The 15,318-nt window shown below is 59.1% G+C and carries 11 protein-coding genes, 2 rRNA genes, 1 pseudogene and 1 riboswitch (1 of these 15 cut by a window edge); of the genes and pseudogenes, 7 read left to right on the forward strand and 7 right to left on the reverse strand.

From position 1 onward, the window contains the following. Window positions 1–11 precede the first annotated feature (11 nt). The 4 genes from leuB (at window position 12) to ACTG20_RS19310 (ending at window position 4,187) form a co-directional block, all read left to right on the forward strand. A complete protein-coding gene (gene leuB, locus ACTG20_RS19295; protein ID WP_194496662.1) occupies window positions 12–1,097 on the forward strand; it encodes a 3-isopropylmalate dehydrogenase in 1,086 nt (361 codons plus the stop codon). A 33-nt stretch (window positions 1,098–1,130) separates the two neighbouring features. After that, window positions 1,131–2,528 (forward strand): 3-isopropylmalate dehydratase large subunit, encoded by a 1,398-nt coding sequence (gene leuC, locus ACTG20_RS19300; RefSeq protein ID WP_194496663.1) that lies wholly within the window; start codon window positions 1,131–1,133, stop codon window positions 2,526–2,528. 12 nt (window positions 2,529–2,540) lie between these two features. Further along, window positions 2,541–3,140, forward strand: coding sequence for a 3-isopropylmalate dehydratase small subunit (gene leuD / locus ACTG20_RS19305; protein WP_041210376.1), 600 nt, complete (start codon window positions 2,541–2,543; stop codon window positions 3,138–3,140). A gap of 117 nt (window positions 3,141–3,257) precedes the next feature. Next, a complete protein-coding gene (locus ACTG20_RS19310; protein WP_194496770.1) occupies window positions 3,258–4,187 on the forward strand; it encodes a transglutaminase domain-containing protein in 930 nt (309 codons plus the stop codon). Between the two features lie 30 nt (window positions 4,188–4,217). Here the strand turns inward: ACTG20_RS19310 and ACTG20_RS19315 are convergent, their stop codons facing one another. Further along, window positions 4,218–4,508 carry a PilZ domain-containing protein gene (locus ACTG20_RS19315; protein ID WP_005339160.1) on the reverse strand — a complete coding sequence of 97 codons (291 nt, stop codon included), beginning with the start codon at window positions 4,506–4,508 and terminating at the stop codon, window positions 4,218–4,220. Between the two features lie 89 nt (window positions 4,509–4,597). Then, window positions 4,598–4,688, forward strand: a riboswitch (TPP riboswitch). Window positions 4,689–4,748: 60 nt separating this feature from the next. On the opposite strand from ACTG20_RS19315, the pseudogene thiB reads away from it, so the two are divergent. The 3 genes and pseudogenes from thiB to thiQ all read left to right on the forward strand — a co-directional run bounded on the left by thiB (window position 4,749) and on the right by thiQ (window position 8,026). Next, window positions 4,749–5,728: pseudogene (thiB, locus tag ACTG20_RS19320) on the forward strand (thiamine ABC transporter substrate binding subunit). Beyond that, on the forward strand, window positions 5,725–7,344 hold the full coding sequence (gene thiP / locus ACTG20_RS19325; protein WP_194496771.1) for a thiamine/thiamine pyrophosphate ABC transporter permease: 1,620 nt from the start codon (window positions 5,725–5,727) through the stop codon (window positions 7,342–7,344). Before thiB ends, thiP begins: the two are co-directional and overlap by 4 nt. Continuing rightward, window positions 7,331–8,026: a thiamine ABC transporter ATP-binding protein gene (gene thiQ, locus ACTG20_RS19330; RefSeq protein WP_069526622.1), complete on the forward strand. Its 696-nt coding sequence runs from the start codon at window positions 7,331–7,333 to the stop codon at window positions 8,024–8,026. The genes thiP and thiQ overlap by 14 nt, the downstream gene beginning before the upstream one ends. Before the next feature lie 82 nt (window positions 8,027–8,108). On the opposite strand, the gene ACTG20_RS19335 is transcribed toward thiQ, so the two are convergent. The 6 genes from ACTG20_RS19335 to ACTG20_RS19360 form a co-directional block, all read right to left on the reverse strand. After that, window positions 8,109–9,479 carry a PhoH family protein gene (locus tag ACTG20_RS19335; RefSeq protein WP_005339173.1) on the reverse strand — a complete coding sequence of 457 codons (1,371 nt, stop codon included), beginning with the start codon at window positions 9,477–9,479 and terminating at the stop codon, window positions 8,109–8,111. A gap of 220 nt (window positions 9,480–9,699) precedes the next feature. Beyond that, window positions 9,700–10,383 carry a TSCPD domain-containing protein gene (locus ACTG20_RS19340; protein WP_019446911.1) on the reverse strand — a complete coding sequence of 228 codons (684 nt, stop codon included), beginning with the start codon at window positions 10,381–10,383 and terminating at the stop codon, window positions 9,700–9,702. 10 nt (window positions 10,384–10,393) lie between these two features. Beyond that, window positions 10,394–12,541 carry an adenosylcobalamin-dependent ribonucleoside-diphosphate reductase gene (locus ACTG20_RS19345; RefSeq protein WP_194496665.1) on the reverse strand — a complete coding sequence of 716 codons (2,148 nt, stop codon included), beginning with the start codon at window positions 12,539–12,541 and terminating at the stop codon, window positions 10,394–10,396. A 211-nt stretch (window positions 12,542–12,752) separates the two neighbouring features. Next, complete coding sequence (locus ACTG20_RS19350; RefSeq protein ID WP_194496666.1) at window positions 12,753–13,205, reverse strand: pullulanase; 453 nt, start codon at window positions 13,203–13,205, stop codon at window positions 12,753–12,755. Window positions 13,206–13,489: 284 nt separating this feature from the next. Then, a 5S ribosomal RNA gene (gene rrf, locus ACTG20_RS19355) occupies window positions 13,490–13,604 on the reverse strand. A 122-nt stretch (window positions 13,605–13,726) separates the two neighbouring features. Continuing rightward, window positions 13,727–15,318: ribosomal RNA gene (locus tag ACTG20_RS19360) — 23S ribosomal RNA — on the reverse strand (it continues 1,298 nt past the right edge of the window).

Below are 15,318 nucleotides of genomic sequence, written 5' to 3' on the forward strand. Positions count from 1 at the left end.
ATGGAGAGTGTATGAGCAGTTATCGGATCGCAGTATTGCCGGGTGACGGCATTGGCCCTGAAGTGATGGCCGAGGCAATCAAGGTGCTGGAGAAGGTGCAGGCCCGGTTCGGCCTCGCCTTCGAGTATGATCACCACGACGTGGGCGGCATCGCTATCGACAACCACGGCACCCCGCTGCCGCAAAGCACGATCAAAGGTTGTGAAGCAGCCGATGCCGTGCTGTTTGGCTCGGTGGGCGGCCCGAAATGGGAACATCTGCCCCCCAACGATCAACCGGAACGTGGCGCCCTGCTGCCCCTGCGCGCCCACTTCAAGCTGTTCTGCAACCTGCGTCCGGCCCGTATCTACACCGGCCTCGAGCAGTTCTCCCCGCTGCGCGCCGACATCTCCGATCGCGGTTTTGACATCGCCTGCGTGCGCGAGCTGACCGGCGGCATCTACTTCGGCCAGCCCAAGGGGCGTGAGGGAGAGGGGGCGAACGAGAAGGCATTCGACACCGAGGTGTACCATCGCTTCGAGATTGAGCGCATCGCCAAGATTGCCTTTGAGTCGGCCCGGGTGCGCAAGTCCAAGGTCACCTCCATCGACAAGGCCAACGTGCTCGCCTCCTCCATTCTGTGGCGCGAGGTGGTGACGCAAGTCGCCAAGTCCTATCCGGACGTAGCCCTCAACCATATGTATATCGACAACGCCACCATGCAGCTCATCAAGGACCCGTCCCAGTTCGACGTGCTGCTCTGCTCCAACCTGTTCGGTGACATCCTCTCCGACGAGTGCGCCATGATCACCGGCTCCATGGGCCTGCTCCCCTCAGCCAGCCTCAACGAATCGGGTTTCGGCCTGTTCGAACCGGCCGGTGGTTCGGCCCCGGATATCGCCGGCAAAGGGATTGCCAACCCCATCGCCCAGATCCTCTCCGCCGCCCTGATGCTGCGCTATAGCCTGGGCCAGGAAGCCGCAGCTCAAGCCATCGAGCAGGCCGTGGCCCAGACCCTGGCCGAGGGTTACTTCACCGCCGACCTGCATCAGGCCAGCGCCCGCCATCCGGTGCAGAGCACGGCCGATATGGGTAGCCAGATCGCCGCCCGGATCTGAGCCGCATAACAGAGAACAAGGAAGAGAGAAGCAATGGCCAAGACCCTCTATCAGAAAGTATTCGACGCCCACGTGGTACGGGAAGTGGAAGGGGAGACCCCCCTCATCTACATCGACCGCCATCTGGTGCATGAAGTGACCAGCCCGCAGGCATTCGACGGCCTGCGCGCCATGAATCGCCAGCTGCGCCGCCCGGATCTGACCTGGGCCACCATGGATCACAATGTCTCCACCACCACCAAGGACATCGCCGCCTCCGGCGAGATGGCCCGCATCCAGATGGAGACGCTGGCCGACAACTGCAAAGAGTTCGGGGTTCGCCTCTACGATCTCAACCACAAATATCAGGGGATCGTCCATGTGATGGGCCCCGAGCTCGGCATCACCTTGCCCGGCACCACCATCGTCTGCGGCGACTCTCACACCGCCACCCACGGTGCCTTCGGCTCACTGGCGTTCGGCATCGGCACTTCCGAAGTGGAACATGTGATGGCGACCCAGACCCTGAAACAGGGGCGCGCCAAGACCATGCGCATTTCGGTCAACGGCAAGCTGGCGGAGGGCATCAGCGCCAAGGACGTTGTGCTGGCCATTATCGGCAAGGTCGGCCACGCCGGTGGTACCGGCTACGTGGTGGAGTTTGCTGGCGAGGCCATTGCGAGCCTCTCCATGGAAGGGCGGATGACGGTGTGCAACATGGCCATCGAGCTCGGCGCCAAGGCCGGCATGATCGCCCCCGACCAGACCACCATCGACTACATTCGCGGCAAGGAGTTTGCCCCCAAGGGCGAGGTGCTGGAGCAGGCCATCGCCTACTGGCAGAGCCTCAAGAGCGATGAAGGTGCCCGTTTCGATGCCGAAGTGATGCTCGATGCCGCCGATATCGCCCCACAGGTCACCTGGGGTACCAACCCGGGCCAGGTGATTGCCGTTAATGAACCCATTCCGGCGCCGGAATCCTTCAACGACCTGATGGAACAACAGTCCGCCCGCAAGGCGCTCGCCTACATGGACTTGCAACCGGGTCAGAAGCTCTCAGACGTTGCCATCGACAAGGTGTTTATCGGGTCGTGCACCAACAGCCGCATCGAGGATCTGCGTGCGGCCGCCGCCATCGCTCGCGGTCGCAAGGTAGCCGCTGGCGTGCAGGCACTGGTGGTGCCGGGCTCCGAGCAGGTGAAGGCGCAGGCCGAAGCCGAGGGGCTGGACAAGATCTTCATCGAGGCCGGTTTTGAGTGGCGCCTGCCCGGCTGCTCCATGTGTCTGGCCATGAACAACGACCGGCTGCAACCAGGGGAGCGCTGCGCCTCCACCAGCAACCGCAACTTCGAAGGGCGTCAGGGCCGCGCCGGCCGCACCCATCTGGTGAGCCCGGCCATGGCCGCCGCGGCCGCCGTCACCGGCCGCTTCGCCGACATTCGCGCACTGTAAGAGGACATTTCGATGACAGGATTCAAACAGCATAAAGGGATCGTCGTCCCCCTCGACAGCGCCAACGTCGACACCGACGCCATCATTCCCAAGCAGTTTTTGCAGAAGGTCAATCGCATCGGTTTTGGCAAGCACCTGTTCCACGACTGGCGCTTTCTGGACGATGCCGGCCAGCAGCCCAACCCCGAGTTTGTACTGAACCAACCACAATTCGCCGGTGCCAGCATTCTGCTGGCCCGCGAGAACTTCGGCTGCGGGTCGAGCCGCGAGCACGCCCCCTGGGCGCTGGCCGACTACGGCTTCAAGACCATCATAGCCCCGAGCTTTGCCGACATCTTCTACGGCAATGCCATCAACAATGGCATGGTACCGGTGCGCCTGAAGGAGGAGGAGGTCGACGCCCTGTTCCAGCTGGTGGCCGCCAAACCGGGCATCCAGATTGAAGTGGATCTGGAAGCCAATCAGGTGCGCGCCGGTGAGCTCAGCTTCGGTTTCGAGATCGACGAGTTCCGCCGTTACTGCCTGCTCAACGGGCTGGATGCCATCGGCCTGACCCTGCAGCACGAGGCCGCCATCAGCGCCTTTGAGGCGAAGCAGCCGAGCTGGATTTAACGCGCCAGTTGCAAAAAAACGAGTAGAATCAACAGGGAGCTTCGGCTCCCTGTTTTACTGTCCGCGACGCTTCCCACTTTGGGCCACCGGAACTGGCCCGTGCCACAGGAAAGGATGATGAAGAGACCGACGGCAATCCCTCTGCTCTGTGCCCTGCTGCTTGCCCTGCCTGCGGGGGCCAGCCAAACCAGCTTCAACAACAGCCTCGGCCAGATCAGCGTCGGCTGGCAGGATAGCGAAGGCAAATCCCAACAGCTCACCTACCGGCTCGAACAGGGCAAGTTACCGCCCCTTATCGCCTATCGCCCGGCGAGAATGCAGGAGGAGGTGTTGCAGGTGTTGCTGCGGGAGGTGCGCCAGAACTACCCCGAGGTGCAGTTCACCCTCGCCCGTCCCTCGCTGGAGCTGCATCTGAAAAGCCGCAATCAGGACAAGGCGCGCGAGGCGATGGCCTTTCTGCAGTCCAAGCGGAGCAAAGAGGAGCAGGCGTGGCTGACCAAACACTACTTCCAGTACTTCAACACCCCGGACGGGCAGCTGGCGGTGAAGCAGGATCATGTGCGCATCGCGCTGGAGAGTCGCAGCGGGCTGGCTCCACTGGCGGATCAACTCAAACAGCAGGGCAGTACCGAAACAGAAGCGCGCGAGAAAACTGTGGCCCATATGCTCACCTTTATCCAGAGCATCCCCTATCAGCAGCTCGATAGCCTGAATGGAAGACAGGGCAAGGGCTTTCTCCCACCCCGTCAGGTGCTGGAGCAGAACCGGGGGGACTGCGACAGCAAGGTAACCCTGATGGCCGCCATGTTGGCTCAGCTCTTTCCGGAGCTGAAACAGGCCATGGTGTTCGTCCCCGGCCATGCCCTGCTGGCCGTTGACCTGCCCGCCAAGCCGGGGGATGTGACCCTCAACTGGCGGGGGCAGAACTACCTGCTGCTCGAACCTACCGGTCCCGCCACCTTGCCTGCGGGCCAAATAGCATCGACCAGCAAAACGCTGGTCGATAGCAAGCAGTTGAGTGTGCAGCCGGTTCAGGAGAAAGGCTAATCCCCTCCCTCTGCCGATGGGGAGAGAGGATTAACCCTGAGGCAGAAACTCTACCGCCAGCAGCAACCCGCTCTCCTCCTCCAGCACCCGGATAATACGGGCATGGGCTTCAAAGGGAGGCAACAGATTGTTGTTAGTGGCAAGACTGATCCGGATGGGCTGATTGATGTCGAGCTGGTGTTCAGAGACCGCAATCCCCATGCCGTTGGCACTGAGATCCCGGCAGATCCCCTCCAGCACCAGCTGCTGCTGATAGACGGTGACCGGAGCATTGATGACCATGCGCGCAAAGGCACGCCTTTCCTTGGTATTGGTAAGCACGCGAACATCCTCTGTTGGGTGGGCGTCATCTCATGGGTATTGCACAATTGTGCTGGTCTACCCAAAAGAACGTTAATACAATGCGGTTCGTTTCTCAAACGGGGTGCGGTTTACCGCTGAGATTATACCCGTGTACCTGATCCAGATAATGCTGGCGGAGGAATTTGAGGCATGGCGCTCATTTTTTGCGCCCTCACCCGCTGGCACCTCGTTATTAACAAGTAATAGGGAGTGCCACCCATGAAGACCCTGCTGCTGGTCACCACCGGCCTGCTGTCGGCCAATGTGTTCGCCGCCGACACCCTCACCGTCTACACCTACAGCTCCTTCACTGCCGAGTGGGGTCCGGGGCCCAAGATCAAACAGGCCTTCGAGAAAGCGTGCGACTGCACCCTCAATCTGGTTCCCCTCGAAGATGGGGTCGCCATCCTCAACCGGCTGCGGCTGGAGGGCAACCACAGCAAGGCCGATCTGGTGCTGGGGCTCGACGATGCTCTCATCAGCGAAGCCAAGCAGAGCGGCCTGTTCGCCCCCCATCCCGCCAAGCTGGATGGCATCAAGGTGCCGGGTGGCTGGCAGGATGACACCTTCGTCCCCTACGACTACGGCTACTTCGCCTTCGTTTATGACAAGGACAAACTCAAGCAGCCGCCCAAGAGCCTGAAAGATCTGGTGGAGCGCTCCGACCTCAAAGTGATCATCAGGATCCCCGCACCTCCACCCCGGGGCAGGGGCTGATGCTGTGGATGAAGTCTGTCTACGGCGACAAGGCGCCTGCCGCCTGGGCCGAGCTTGCCAAAAAGACGGTCACCGTCACCAAGGGGTGGTCAGAGGCCTATGGCATGTTCCTCGATGGTGAAGCGGACATGGTGCTCTCCTACACCACCTCTCCGGCCTATCACCTGATTGCCGAGAACAAGCCCCAGTATCAGGCTGCCGCCTTCGAGGAGGGTCACTACCGTCAGGTAGAAGTGGCCGCCAAGCTGAAGAGCGCCAAACAGGAGAAGCTGGCTGACCAGTTCCTGCAATTTATGGTGAGCCCCACCTTCCAGCAGGAAATCCCGACCGGCAACTGGATGTATCCGGTTATCGACACGCCGCTGCCCAAGGGCTTCGAGCAGATGATCACCGTAGCCAAGCCGCTCGCCTTCAGCAGCGATGAGGTGGCCGCCAATCGCAAAGGGTGGATCCGCGAGTGGCTGCAAGCCGTCACCCAGTGAGCCGTTATCTGAAACTACAGGCGCGTCCCCTCTGGTGGTTGCCGGGCAGTGCAGCCACTCTGTTGATCCTGCTGTTATCCCTCGGGCCGCTGGTGGCCCTGTTGTGGCAGGCCGGTTCGCTGGCACCCCGCACCCTGCTCGCAGATCCTTATCTGCGTCATGTGCTGGGGTTCAGCCTGGGGCAGGCACTGCTCTCCACCCTGCTCAGTCTCGGGCTGGCCATTCCGGTGGCCCGCGCGCTGGCGCGGCGGCGCTTCGTTGGCCGAACCCTGCTGATCAAGCTGTTTGGTCTCTCGCTGGTACTACCTGTCATCATCGCCATCTTCGGCATAGTAGCGGTACACGGTAAGCAAGGGTGGCTACCGCAACTGTTGCACTCACTGGGGCTGGATCCCGGCAACTACCTCTACGGCCTGTTCGGTATCCTGCTGGCCCACGTCTTCTTCAACATGCCGCTGGCGGCCCGCCTGATGCTGCAGAGCATAGAGAGCATCCCCGAATCGAGCTGGCGCCTCGCCAGCCAGCTCGGCATGCGCTCATCCCATATCTTCCGGCTGCTGGAGTGGCCACTGATCCGCGGCATATTGCCCGGGCTGGCCAGCCTCATCTTTATGCTCTGCTTCACCAGCTTCACAACCGTGCTGGCGCTGGGAGGCGGGCCGAAATCCACCACGCTGGAGGTGGCCGTCTATCAGGCGCTGCGCTTTGACTTCGATCTCGCCACCGCAGGCGGACTGGCGCTGGTGCAGCTCATCCTGACCGCCGCCCTGCTCGCCCTGCAGCACAAGCTGCAGAGCACCCCGGCCAGCAGGGTGACCCCCCGTCGTCCCTGCCTGCGGCCGGATCGCCATCAGCCAGGCACGGCCGTGGTGGATCTCCTCTCGCTCAGCATCGGGCTCGCCATCTTTCTGCCACCGTTGCTTGCCATCGTGGTGGCAGGCCTTCAACCCGGCCTGCTGACAGCGCTCACCTCAAGCAAGCTGTGGCAGGCGAGCGGCCAGTCGCTGCTGATTGCGCTGACGGCAGGCACCCTGGCGACCCTGCTCGGCAGCGGCCTGCTGCTCACCAGCCGTCACCTCAAGGTGCGCACCCGCCAGCGGCGAGCTGCCGCCCTGTGGGAGGCCAGCGGTTCGGTGATCCTGATGATCCCTGCGGTGGTGCTCTCTACCGGTCTCTTTATCCTGTTTATGCCCTTTGCCGACGTGTTCGCCCTCGGCCCCTGGCTGGTGGTACTGGTCAACGCCCTGATGGCGCTGCCCTATGTGATGCGCACCCTCTCAGCCCCCATGCAGCTGGTGGTGCGCCAATACGACCGGCTGGCGGATAGCCTGGGGGTACGCGGCCTGCATCGCCTGCGACTGGTGGAGTGGCCGCTGCTGCGCCGCTCGCTGGCACTAGCGATGGCACTGTCGATGATCCTCTCGCTGGGGGATCTCGGCGCCATCGCCATGTTTGGCAGTCAGGAGCTCACCACCCTGCCCTGGCTGCTCTATCAGCAGCTTGGCAGCTATCGATTGACCGAGGCAGCCGCCACCGCTCTGCTGCTGCTGACGCTCTGTTTCTCCCTGTTCTGGCTGGTGGAGCGGGGTCTTGGAGGAAAACATGCTGAACATTGATACGCTGGTGACCAGCTACCCCGACTGGCGAGTCAGCTTCAGCGCGACCCTGCCCAAGGGGGAGATCACCGCGCTGATAGGCCCAAGCGGCGCGGGCAAGTCGACCCTGCTCGGGATGATCGCCGGCTTCGTGCCGGTGGAATCAGGCCGCCTCAGTTTCGATGGTGAAGACCTGCTGCCACTGGGCCCCGCCGAGCGACCGGTCACCACCCTGTTTCAGGATCACAACCTGTTCCTCCACCTGTCGGTGTTCGACAATATCGCCATCGGCTTGCACCCGGGCCTGCGCCTGAGTGCAGCCCAGCGTGCACAGGTAAACGAGGCGGCCGGGCGGGTTGGTCTTGGCGAGATGCTAAGCCGCCTGCCTGAACAGCTCTCCGGCGGCCAACAGCAGCGGGTCGGGCTGGCCCGCGCGCTGGTGCGAGGCAAGCCGCTGCTGCTGCTGGATGAACCCTTCTCGGCCCTCGATCCCGCCCTGCGCCGGGAGATGCTGGCCGAAGTGGCACGCCTCGCCTGCGAGCAGGGCATTACCGTACTGATGGTCTCCCACAATCCGGAAGATGCCCAGCTGATTGCCGATCAGGTGCTGTTTGTCGACGAGGGGCGCATCGCCCTGCAAGGCAAGCCGGATATTCTGCAAAATAGCGACCACCCGGGGCTGCTGCGCTACCTTGGACAGTGACCCAAGGACACTGAACTGGTAACGGGATCAAAAAAGGGAAGCCAAGTGGCTTCCCTTTTTCATATGAAGATAGTCAGCTAAATCAGAGATTTTCCTCGGCGAACGAAGCCAGTCGGCTGCGCACCACGCCATTGAGGAAGATGTTGGCACTGCCGTCAAAATCCTTGAAACGCTCGACTATGTAGGTGAGACCCGAGGTCACCGGGCTCAGGTAGTTGGAGTCGATCTGGGCCAGGTTACCGGAGCAGACGATCTTGGTGCCCTCGCCGCAGCGGGTGATGATGGTCTTGATCTGGGATGCAGTCAGGTTCTGGCACTCATCCAGCAGCACGAAGGTGTTCTGGATGCTGCGCCCGCGCATGAAGTTGACCGATTTGAACTGGATGTTGGCCTTCTCCATGATGTAGCTGAGCGAGCCGCTCATGTTCTCGTCCTGCTTGTGCAGCACCTCCAGGGTGTCGGTCACCGCTGCCAGCCAGGGCATCATCTTCTCCTCCTCGGTGCCGGGCAGGAAGCCGATGCTTTCGGCAATTTCCGGGGTATTCCGGGTGACGATCACTTTCTCGTAAATGCCCTTCTCAATCACCAGCTCCAAGGCCGCCGCCATTGCCAGCAAGGTTTTACCGCAACCCGCCGGGCCAGTCAGGATCACCAGATCGATGTGCGGATCGAGCAGTGCATCCAACGCCATTCCCTGATAGACATTCTTGGGATGGACACCCCACGCCTTGCGGGACATCAGTCGCTCGCGGCCCAGATCCTTGATGCGGATCTTGCTGCCATCGTGGCTGAGCACCCGGGCTGCGAAGAAATTCTCTTCATCCACCAGATACTGGTTTACGTGAACTCCCTCCAGCAGATTGGCATCGATCACATGGATGGTGTCGCGGCCATGGGTCTCGCTCTCGCACTCGCCAACCCGCTCCCAGAAGCTGCCGGGCACCACCTGAAAGCCTTTGGCCAGCAGGCGGATATCATCGATCAGCTGGTCGCTACGGTAATCTTCAACGTGAGCAAGCCCGGCCCCCTTGGCCTTGAGGCGCATGTTGATGTCTTTGGTGACCAGCACCACCTGACGCTTCAACTCGTGCTTTTGCAGATAGAGGGCCGCGTTGATGATGCGGTTGTCGGCCTCCTTGTCGGTAAACACCTCGGCATCCTGCGGCAGATGGTGATCGCTGAAGATGCAGATATTGCCGCTCGCTTCGCCAGCCAGCGGAACGCCTTGGGTGATCTGATCCGGGGTTGCATCGCGGAACACATCTTCCAGCGCACGAATGGCCACCCGCGCGTCGCGGCTGACATCCTTGTTGCGATCCTTGATGTTATCGAGCTCTTCCAGCACCGTCATGGGGATGAGCACGTCGTGCTCTTTGAAGGAGTAGATAGCGAGGGGTTCGTGAAGCAGAACGTTGGTATCCAGGATAAACAGCTTTCGGTCCGTATTGTCCATAAGCATCCTCCTTGGCACTGAAGGGCCACGTGTGTGAATCTCAGATGTCATTGAAACCACACGGCCGTGACAGTTTTATTACCCTCAACGCTACGCCCGATTTTACTATCGCGCAACAAATCACTTGGCCGCCTGATTTGATTGCGCATAAAAACAGCAATACAAAGACCGGCACTGTGGCCGGTCTGTTTTCTATCGTTCAACTACTTGGGCATGTCTGTCAGCCGCACTTGGAGTCGCCACAGTTGAGGCAGGTCATGCAGCCATCCTTCAGCACCAACGCCTTGGTGTGGCACTTGTAGCAGAGCGCGGCATTGGCCGGGAAACCACTTCCTGCCTGCTGCTCTTCGGCCTCCTGAGCCGCCTTCAACTCGGCTTGCTTCTCAGCCAGAAACGCCTGCTGATGCTCGTCCAACCCCGGCGCCTTGAGCATGCCGATCTCGGTAAGATGGCTCTCGATCACGTTGCCAATTTCGGCGATCAGTGACGGCACATACTTGCCCTTGTTCCAGTAGCCGCCTTTGGGATCAAACACCGAGCGCAGCTCCTCCACCAGGAAGGTGACATCCCCACCCTTGCGGAATACCGCCGAGATGATGCGGGTCAGCGCCACGATCCACTGATAGTGCTCCAGGCTCTTGGAGTTGATGAAAATCTCGAACGGACGGCGAGTTTCGTGCACCGTGCCCTCGTTGAGAATGATGTCGTTGATGGTGATGAACAGCGAGTGCTCGGAGACATGTTCCGGCGTCTTCAGCTTGTAGGTGGTGCCCATCAGCCGCTCCGGGCGCAGCACGGTTTCGTGCATGTGCACCACGTCATCCTGCGCAGAGAGATCTTCTTGCGGCTCATCCTTGGTACGCACCTTGTAGGCGACGATTTTCTTGTCGATCTTCTTGACCATAATGTCGTTCTCAGAATTTACCGTAATAGCCTTCTTTCAAGGCGTCGTAGAGGTTGGCGGCCGTATGCAGCTCACCATCGTATTCAATCTCTTCGTTCCCCTTGACGGAGATGACGGAGCCATCCTCCAGAGTAAATTCATAGAGGGTGTTCTCCAGATCCTTCTCCTTCACCAGCACGCCCTGGAAGGCCTCCGGATTGAAGCGGAAGGTGGTGCAGCCCTTGAGGCCGGAGTCCGAGGCATACATGTAGATGTCCTTGAACTGCTCAAACGGGAAATCGGTCGGCACGTTGGCAGTCTTGGAGATGGAGGAGTCAATCCAGCGCTGAGCAGCCGCCTGAATGTCCACATGCTGGGCCGGGCTGATGTCGTCGGCAGTAATGAAATAGTCCGGCAGACGGCTCGCCTCATCATCGGCATAGGGCATGGCGGACGGATTCACCAGCTCGCGATAGGCCAGCAGCTCGAAGGAGTAGACATCTACGCTCTCCTTACTCTTCTTGCCCGGCTTGATGACGTTGCGGCTGTAGTGGTGAGCAAAGCTCGGCTCGATGCCGTTGCTGGCGTTGTTGGCCAGTGACAGCGAGATGGTGCCGGTGGGCGCAATACTACTGTGGTGAGTGAAACGCCCACCCACTTCGGCCAGCTCGGCGACCAGCGCAGGATCCACTTCGGCAACCTGCTGCATATAGCGGCTATAACGCGCATGCAGCACCTTGCCCTTCACCTTGTCACCCACCTTGATGCCATCAGCCGCCATTTCCGGGCGCAAACGCAGCATCTTGCCAGTCACTTCAAACTCCTGCTCCATGATGGGGGCAGAGCCCTTCTCCTTGGCCAGACGCAGGGACTCCTGCCAGCCGGTCATCGCCAGCTCCTGGGATACCTGCTCGGTAAAGGCCACGGATGCCGCAGAGCCGTACTTGATCTGCAGCATGGTCAGGGCCGAACCAAGCCCCAGGAAGCCCATGCCATGACGGCGCTTGTTGATGATCTCCTCGCGCTGCTTGGCCAGCGGCAGCTGATTGATCTCCACCACGTTGTCGAGCATGCGGGTAAAGATGGCCACTACCTTGCGAAATGCTGTCCAGTCGAAAGCAGCCTTGTCAGTGAATGGATCGCGAACGAAGCGGGTCAGGTTGACAGAACCCAGCAGGCAGGCACCGTAGGGCGGCAACGGCTGCTCACCACAGGGGTTGGTCGCGCGGATCTCTTCACAGAACCAGTTGTTGTTCATCTGGTTGACCTTGTCGATCAGGATGAAGCCGGGCTCTGCATAGTCATAGGTGGAGGTCATGATGACATTCCACAGCTTGCGGGCAGGCATGGTCTTGTAGACCTTACAGGCGACCTGCCCCAGCTCGTTGAATACAACCCCTTCCTTGTTGGGCCAGTCGGCCCATAGCACCTGAGCAGGATCGTCCAGCGCAATGCCATCCTGCTCCACCTCTTTGGCGGTATAGGGGAAGATAAGCGACCAGGGGGCATCCTCTTTCACCGCCTTGACGAAATCTTCGGTGATGAGCAGAGAGAGGTTGAACTGACGCAGGCGGCCATCTTCACGCTTGGCCTGTATAAACTCGATCACATCAGGATGGCGGATATCCATGGTGCCCATCTGGGCGCCGCGACGGCCACCGGCTGACGAGACGGTGAAACACATCTTGTCATAGATATCCATGAAGGAGAGCGGGCCGGAAGTGTAGGCACCGGCACCGGAGACAAAGGCACCGCGCGGGCGCAGGGTCGAGAAGTCATATCCGATGCCGCAACCGGCTTTCAGGGTCAGACCGGCCTCGTGCACCTTGCCGAGGATATCGTCCATCGAATCTTCGATGGTGCCGGAAACAGTACAGTTGATGGTTGAAGTGGCAGGCTTGTGATCAAACGCCCCGGCGTTGGAGGTGATGCGGCCCGCCGGAATGGCCCCATTGCGCAGCGCCCACAGGAACGGCCCATACCAGGCCTCCGGTTCCAGCTCCTGCTCTGCCAACGCGCGGGCTACCCGCTGGTAAGTCTCATCGATAGAGCTGTCGATGGGAGTGCCATCCTTGCTCTTAAGGCGATACTTGCTATCCCAGATCTCGAGGGACGTTTCCTGCATGGGGATAAGGCGGGAGCCAAGCTCACTCTCCAGCACCGGGTTCGATTTAGCCATTTTCAATCAACCTTATGTGAATGCATCAACATCATGACAACAGCATAAAACACAACTAATGGTGCCATCTAAAATTAATGGCACAACATATAGTACACCTGATGCCCTGAGGGCGCCGATTCTAACCTAAAAAAATGCCCCGGCCAGCAGATTTCTGGGCCGAGGCACTTAACTGATTAATTTGCTGAGAGATTTAACACTCAGAGATAGATCAGGGCTTCTTGACGTAAACGGACGGCGTTTCACCCGCCATATTCAGATAGAACTCGTAGACGCCATCGACATCCGGTGAGAACTTCATGTCCTCATACTTGGAGCAGGGGTTGACCGGCACCGCCTCACCACCTAACACGGCAACACCATCACTCGGGCTCTTGTAGCCAAAGTTGGTACCGCAGCTCCAGCCTGAATCAGCAAACTTGAACTTGTAGGGGGCCCACTCTTTCTTGAGGGTGCCTTTGGCCATATAGAGCTTGTCGGCCACCTTGACTACCTTGCTTTCATCAGTCGCCATCCAGTCGTTCATCTCCCCGCGCAGGTAGATGGACTTGCCACCGAAGTCGCTGTTGTCTGCCCCAGCCTGCTCTGCACCACCATTGGATGCGCAACCGCCTAATACCAGGGTTCCCGCCGCCAGCATCATCGTTACTGTTCTTTTGAACATGGGTCTATTCCTTAAATTATTGTGATTCCTTGGTCCATCCATGTGGACTGAAGAATTAAACCAGAGTAGGTATCACAAGAAAGGTAGAGGCATCACATTCTGTACTTTTTGTATCCAACACCTTGAACTGGTGAGCAAATATCGAACAGAAAAAGAGGTCTTTTTGGGGCTTTAGAAGGGTAATCAATGAATGACAAGAAGGGGAAAGTCTAATAATCCGGTGACGTGCTGAATTGCAGGCAATAAAAAACCCCGCTCATTGAGCGGGGTTTCTTGTATTGGGTGCCTGGCAGTGTCCTACTCTCGCATGGCGAATGCCACACTACCATCGGCGCTACCGCGTTTCACTTCTGAGTTCGGCATGGGATCAGGTGGTTCCACGGCGCTATGGCCGCCAGGCAAATTCTTCAATCTGAGAAAGCTGACGTGAGTAGTGATGTTGCGCTTGGCTTGTCACTATCACTGAATTTGAGTAGTTCGTTCTATTTGCTACAAGCCTTAGAACACTTCTTGGGTGTTGTATGGTTAAGCCTCACGGGTAATTAGTACGGGTTAGCTCAATGCATCGCTGCACTTACACACCCCGCCTATCAACGTTGTGGTCTCCAACGGCCCTTTAGGACCCTCAAGGGGTCAGGGATGACTCATCTCAGGGCTCGCTTCCCGCTTAGATGCTTTCAGCGGTTATCGATTCCGAACTTAGCTACCGGGCAGTGCCACTGGCGTGACAACCCGAACACCAGAGGTTCGTTCACTCCGGTCCTCTCGTACTAGGAGCAACTCCCTTCAATCATCCAACGCCCACGGCAGATAGGGACCGAACTGTCTCACGACGTTCTGAACCCAGCTCGCGTACCACTTTAAATGGCGAACAGCCATACCCTTGGGACCGACTTCAGCCCCAGGATGTGATGAGCCGACATCGAGGTGCCAAACACCGCCGTCGATATGAACTCTTGGGCGGTATCAGCCTGTTATCCCCGGAGTACCTTTTATCCGTTGAGCGATGGCCCTTCCATTCAGAACCACCGGATCACTATGACCTACTTTCGTACCTGCTCGACCTGTCCGTCTCGCAGTTAAGCTGGCTTATGCCATTGCACTAACCTCCTGATGTCCGACCAGGATTAGCCAACCTTCGTGCTCCTCCGTTACTCTTTGGGAGGAGACCGCCCCAGTCAAACTACCCACCAGGCACTGTCCGCGAGCCCGATTCAGGGCCCTGCGTTAGAACATCAAACATACAAGGGTGGTATTTCAAGGACGGCTCCAGCGCAACTGGCGTCACGCCTTCAAAGCCTCCCACCTATCCTACACATGTAGGTTCAATGTTCAGTGCCAAGCTGTAGTAAAGGTTCACGGGGTCTTTCCGTCTAGCCGCGGGTACACCGCATCTTCACGGCGAATTCGATTTCACTGAGTCTCGGGTGGAGACAGCATGGCCATGGTTACACCATTCGTGCAGGTCGGAACTTACCCGACAAGGAATTTCGCTACCTTAGGACCGTTATAGTTACGGCCGCCGTTTACCGGGGCTTCGATCAAGAGCTTCGCTTGCGCTAACCCCATCAATTAACCTTCCGGCACCGGGCAGGTGTCACACCCTATACGTCCACTTTCGTGTTTGCAGAGTGCTGTGTTTTTGATAAACAGTCCCAGCCATCTGGTCACTGCGACTCCCGACAGCTCCATCCGCAAGGGACTTCACCATCAAGAGCGAACCTTCTCCCGAAGTTACGGTTCTATTTTGCCTAGTTCCTTCACCCGAGTTCTCTCAAGCGCCTTGGTATTCTCTACCCGACCACCTGTGTCGGTTTGGGGTACGATGACTTGTAATCTGAAGCTTAGAGGCTTTTCCTGGAAGCAGGGCATCAATGGCTTCCGCACCGTGGTGCGTTCGTCTCGTGTCTCAGCGTTGTGTCTCCGGATTTGCCTAGAAACACCACCTACGCACTTTCACCAGGACAACCGTCGCCTGGCCCACCTAGCCTTCTCCGTCCCCCCATCGCAATTACAAGTCGTGCAGGAATATTAACCTGCTTCCCATCGACTACGCCTTTCGGCCTCGCCTTAGGGGTCGACTCACCCTGCCCCGATTAACGTTGGACAGGAA

Source organism: Aeromonas sp. 84A, assembly GCF_051919345.1.
Classification (GTDB): domain Bacteria; phylum Pseudomonadota; class Gammaproteobacteria; order Enterobacterales; family Aeromonadaceae; genus Aeromonas; species Aeromonas veronii.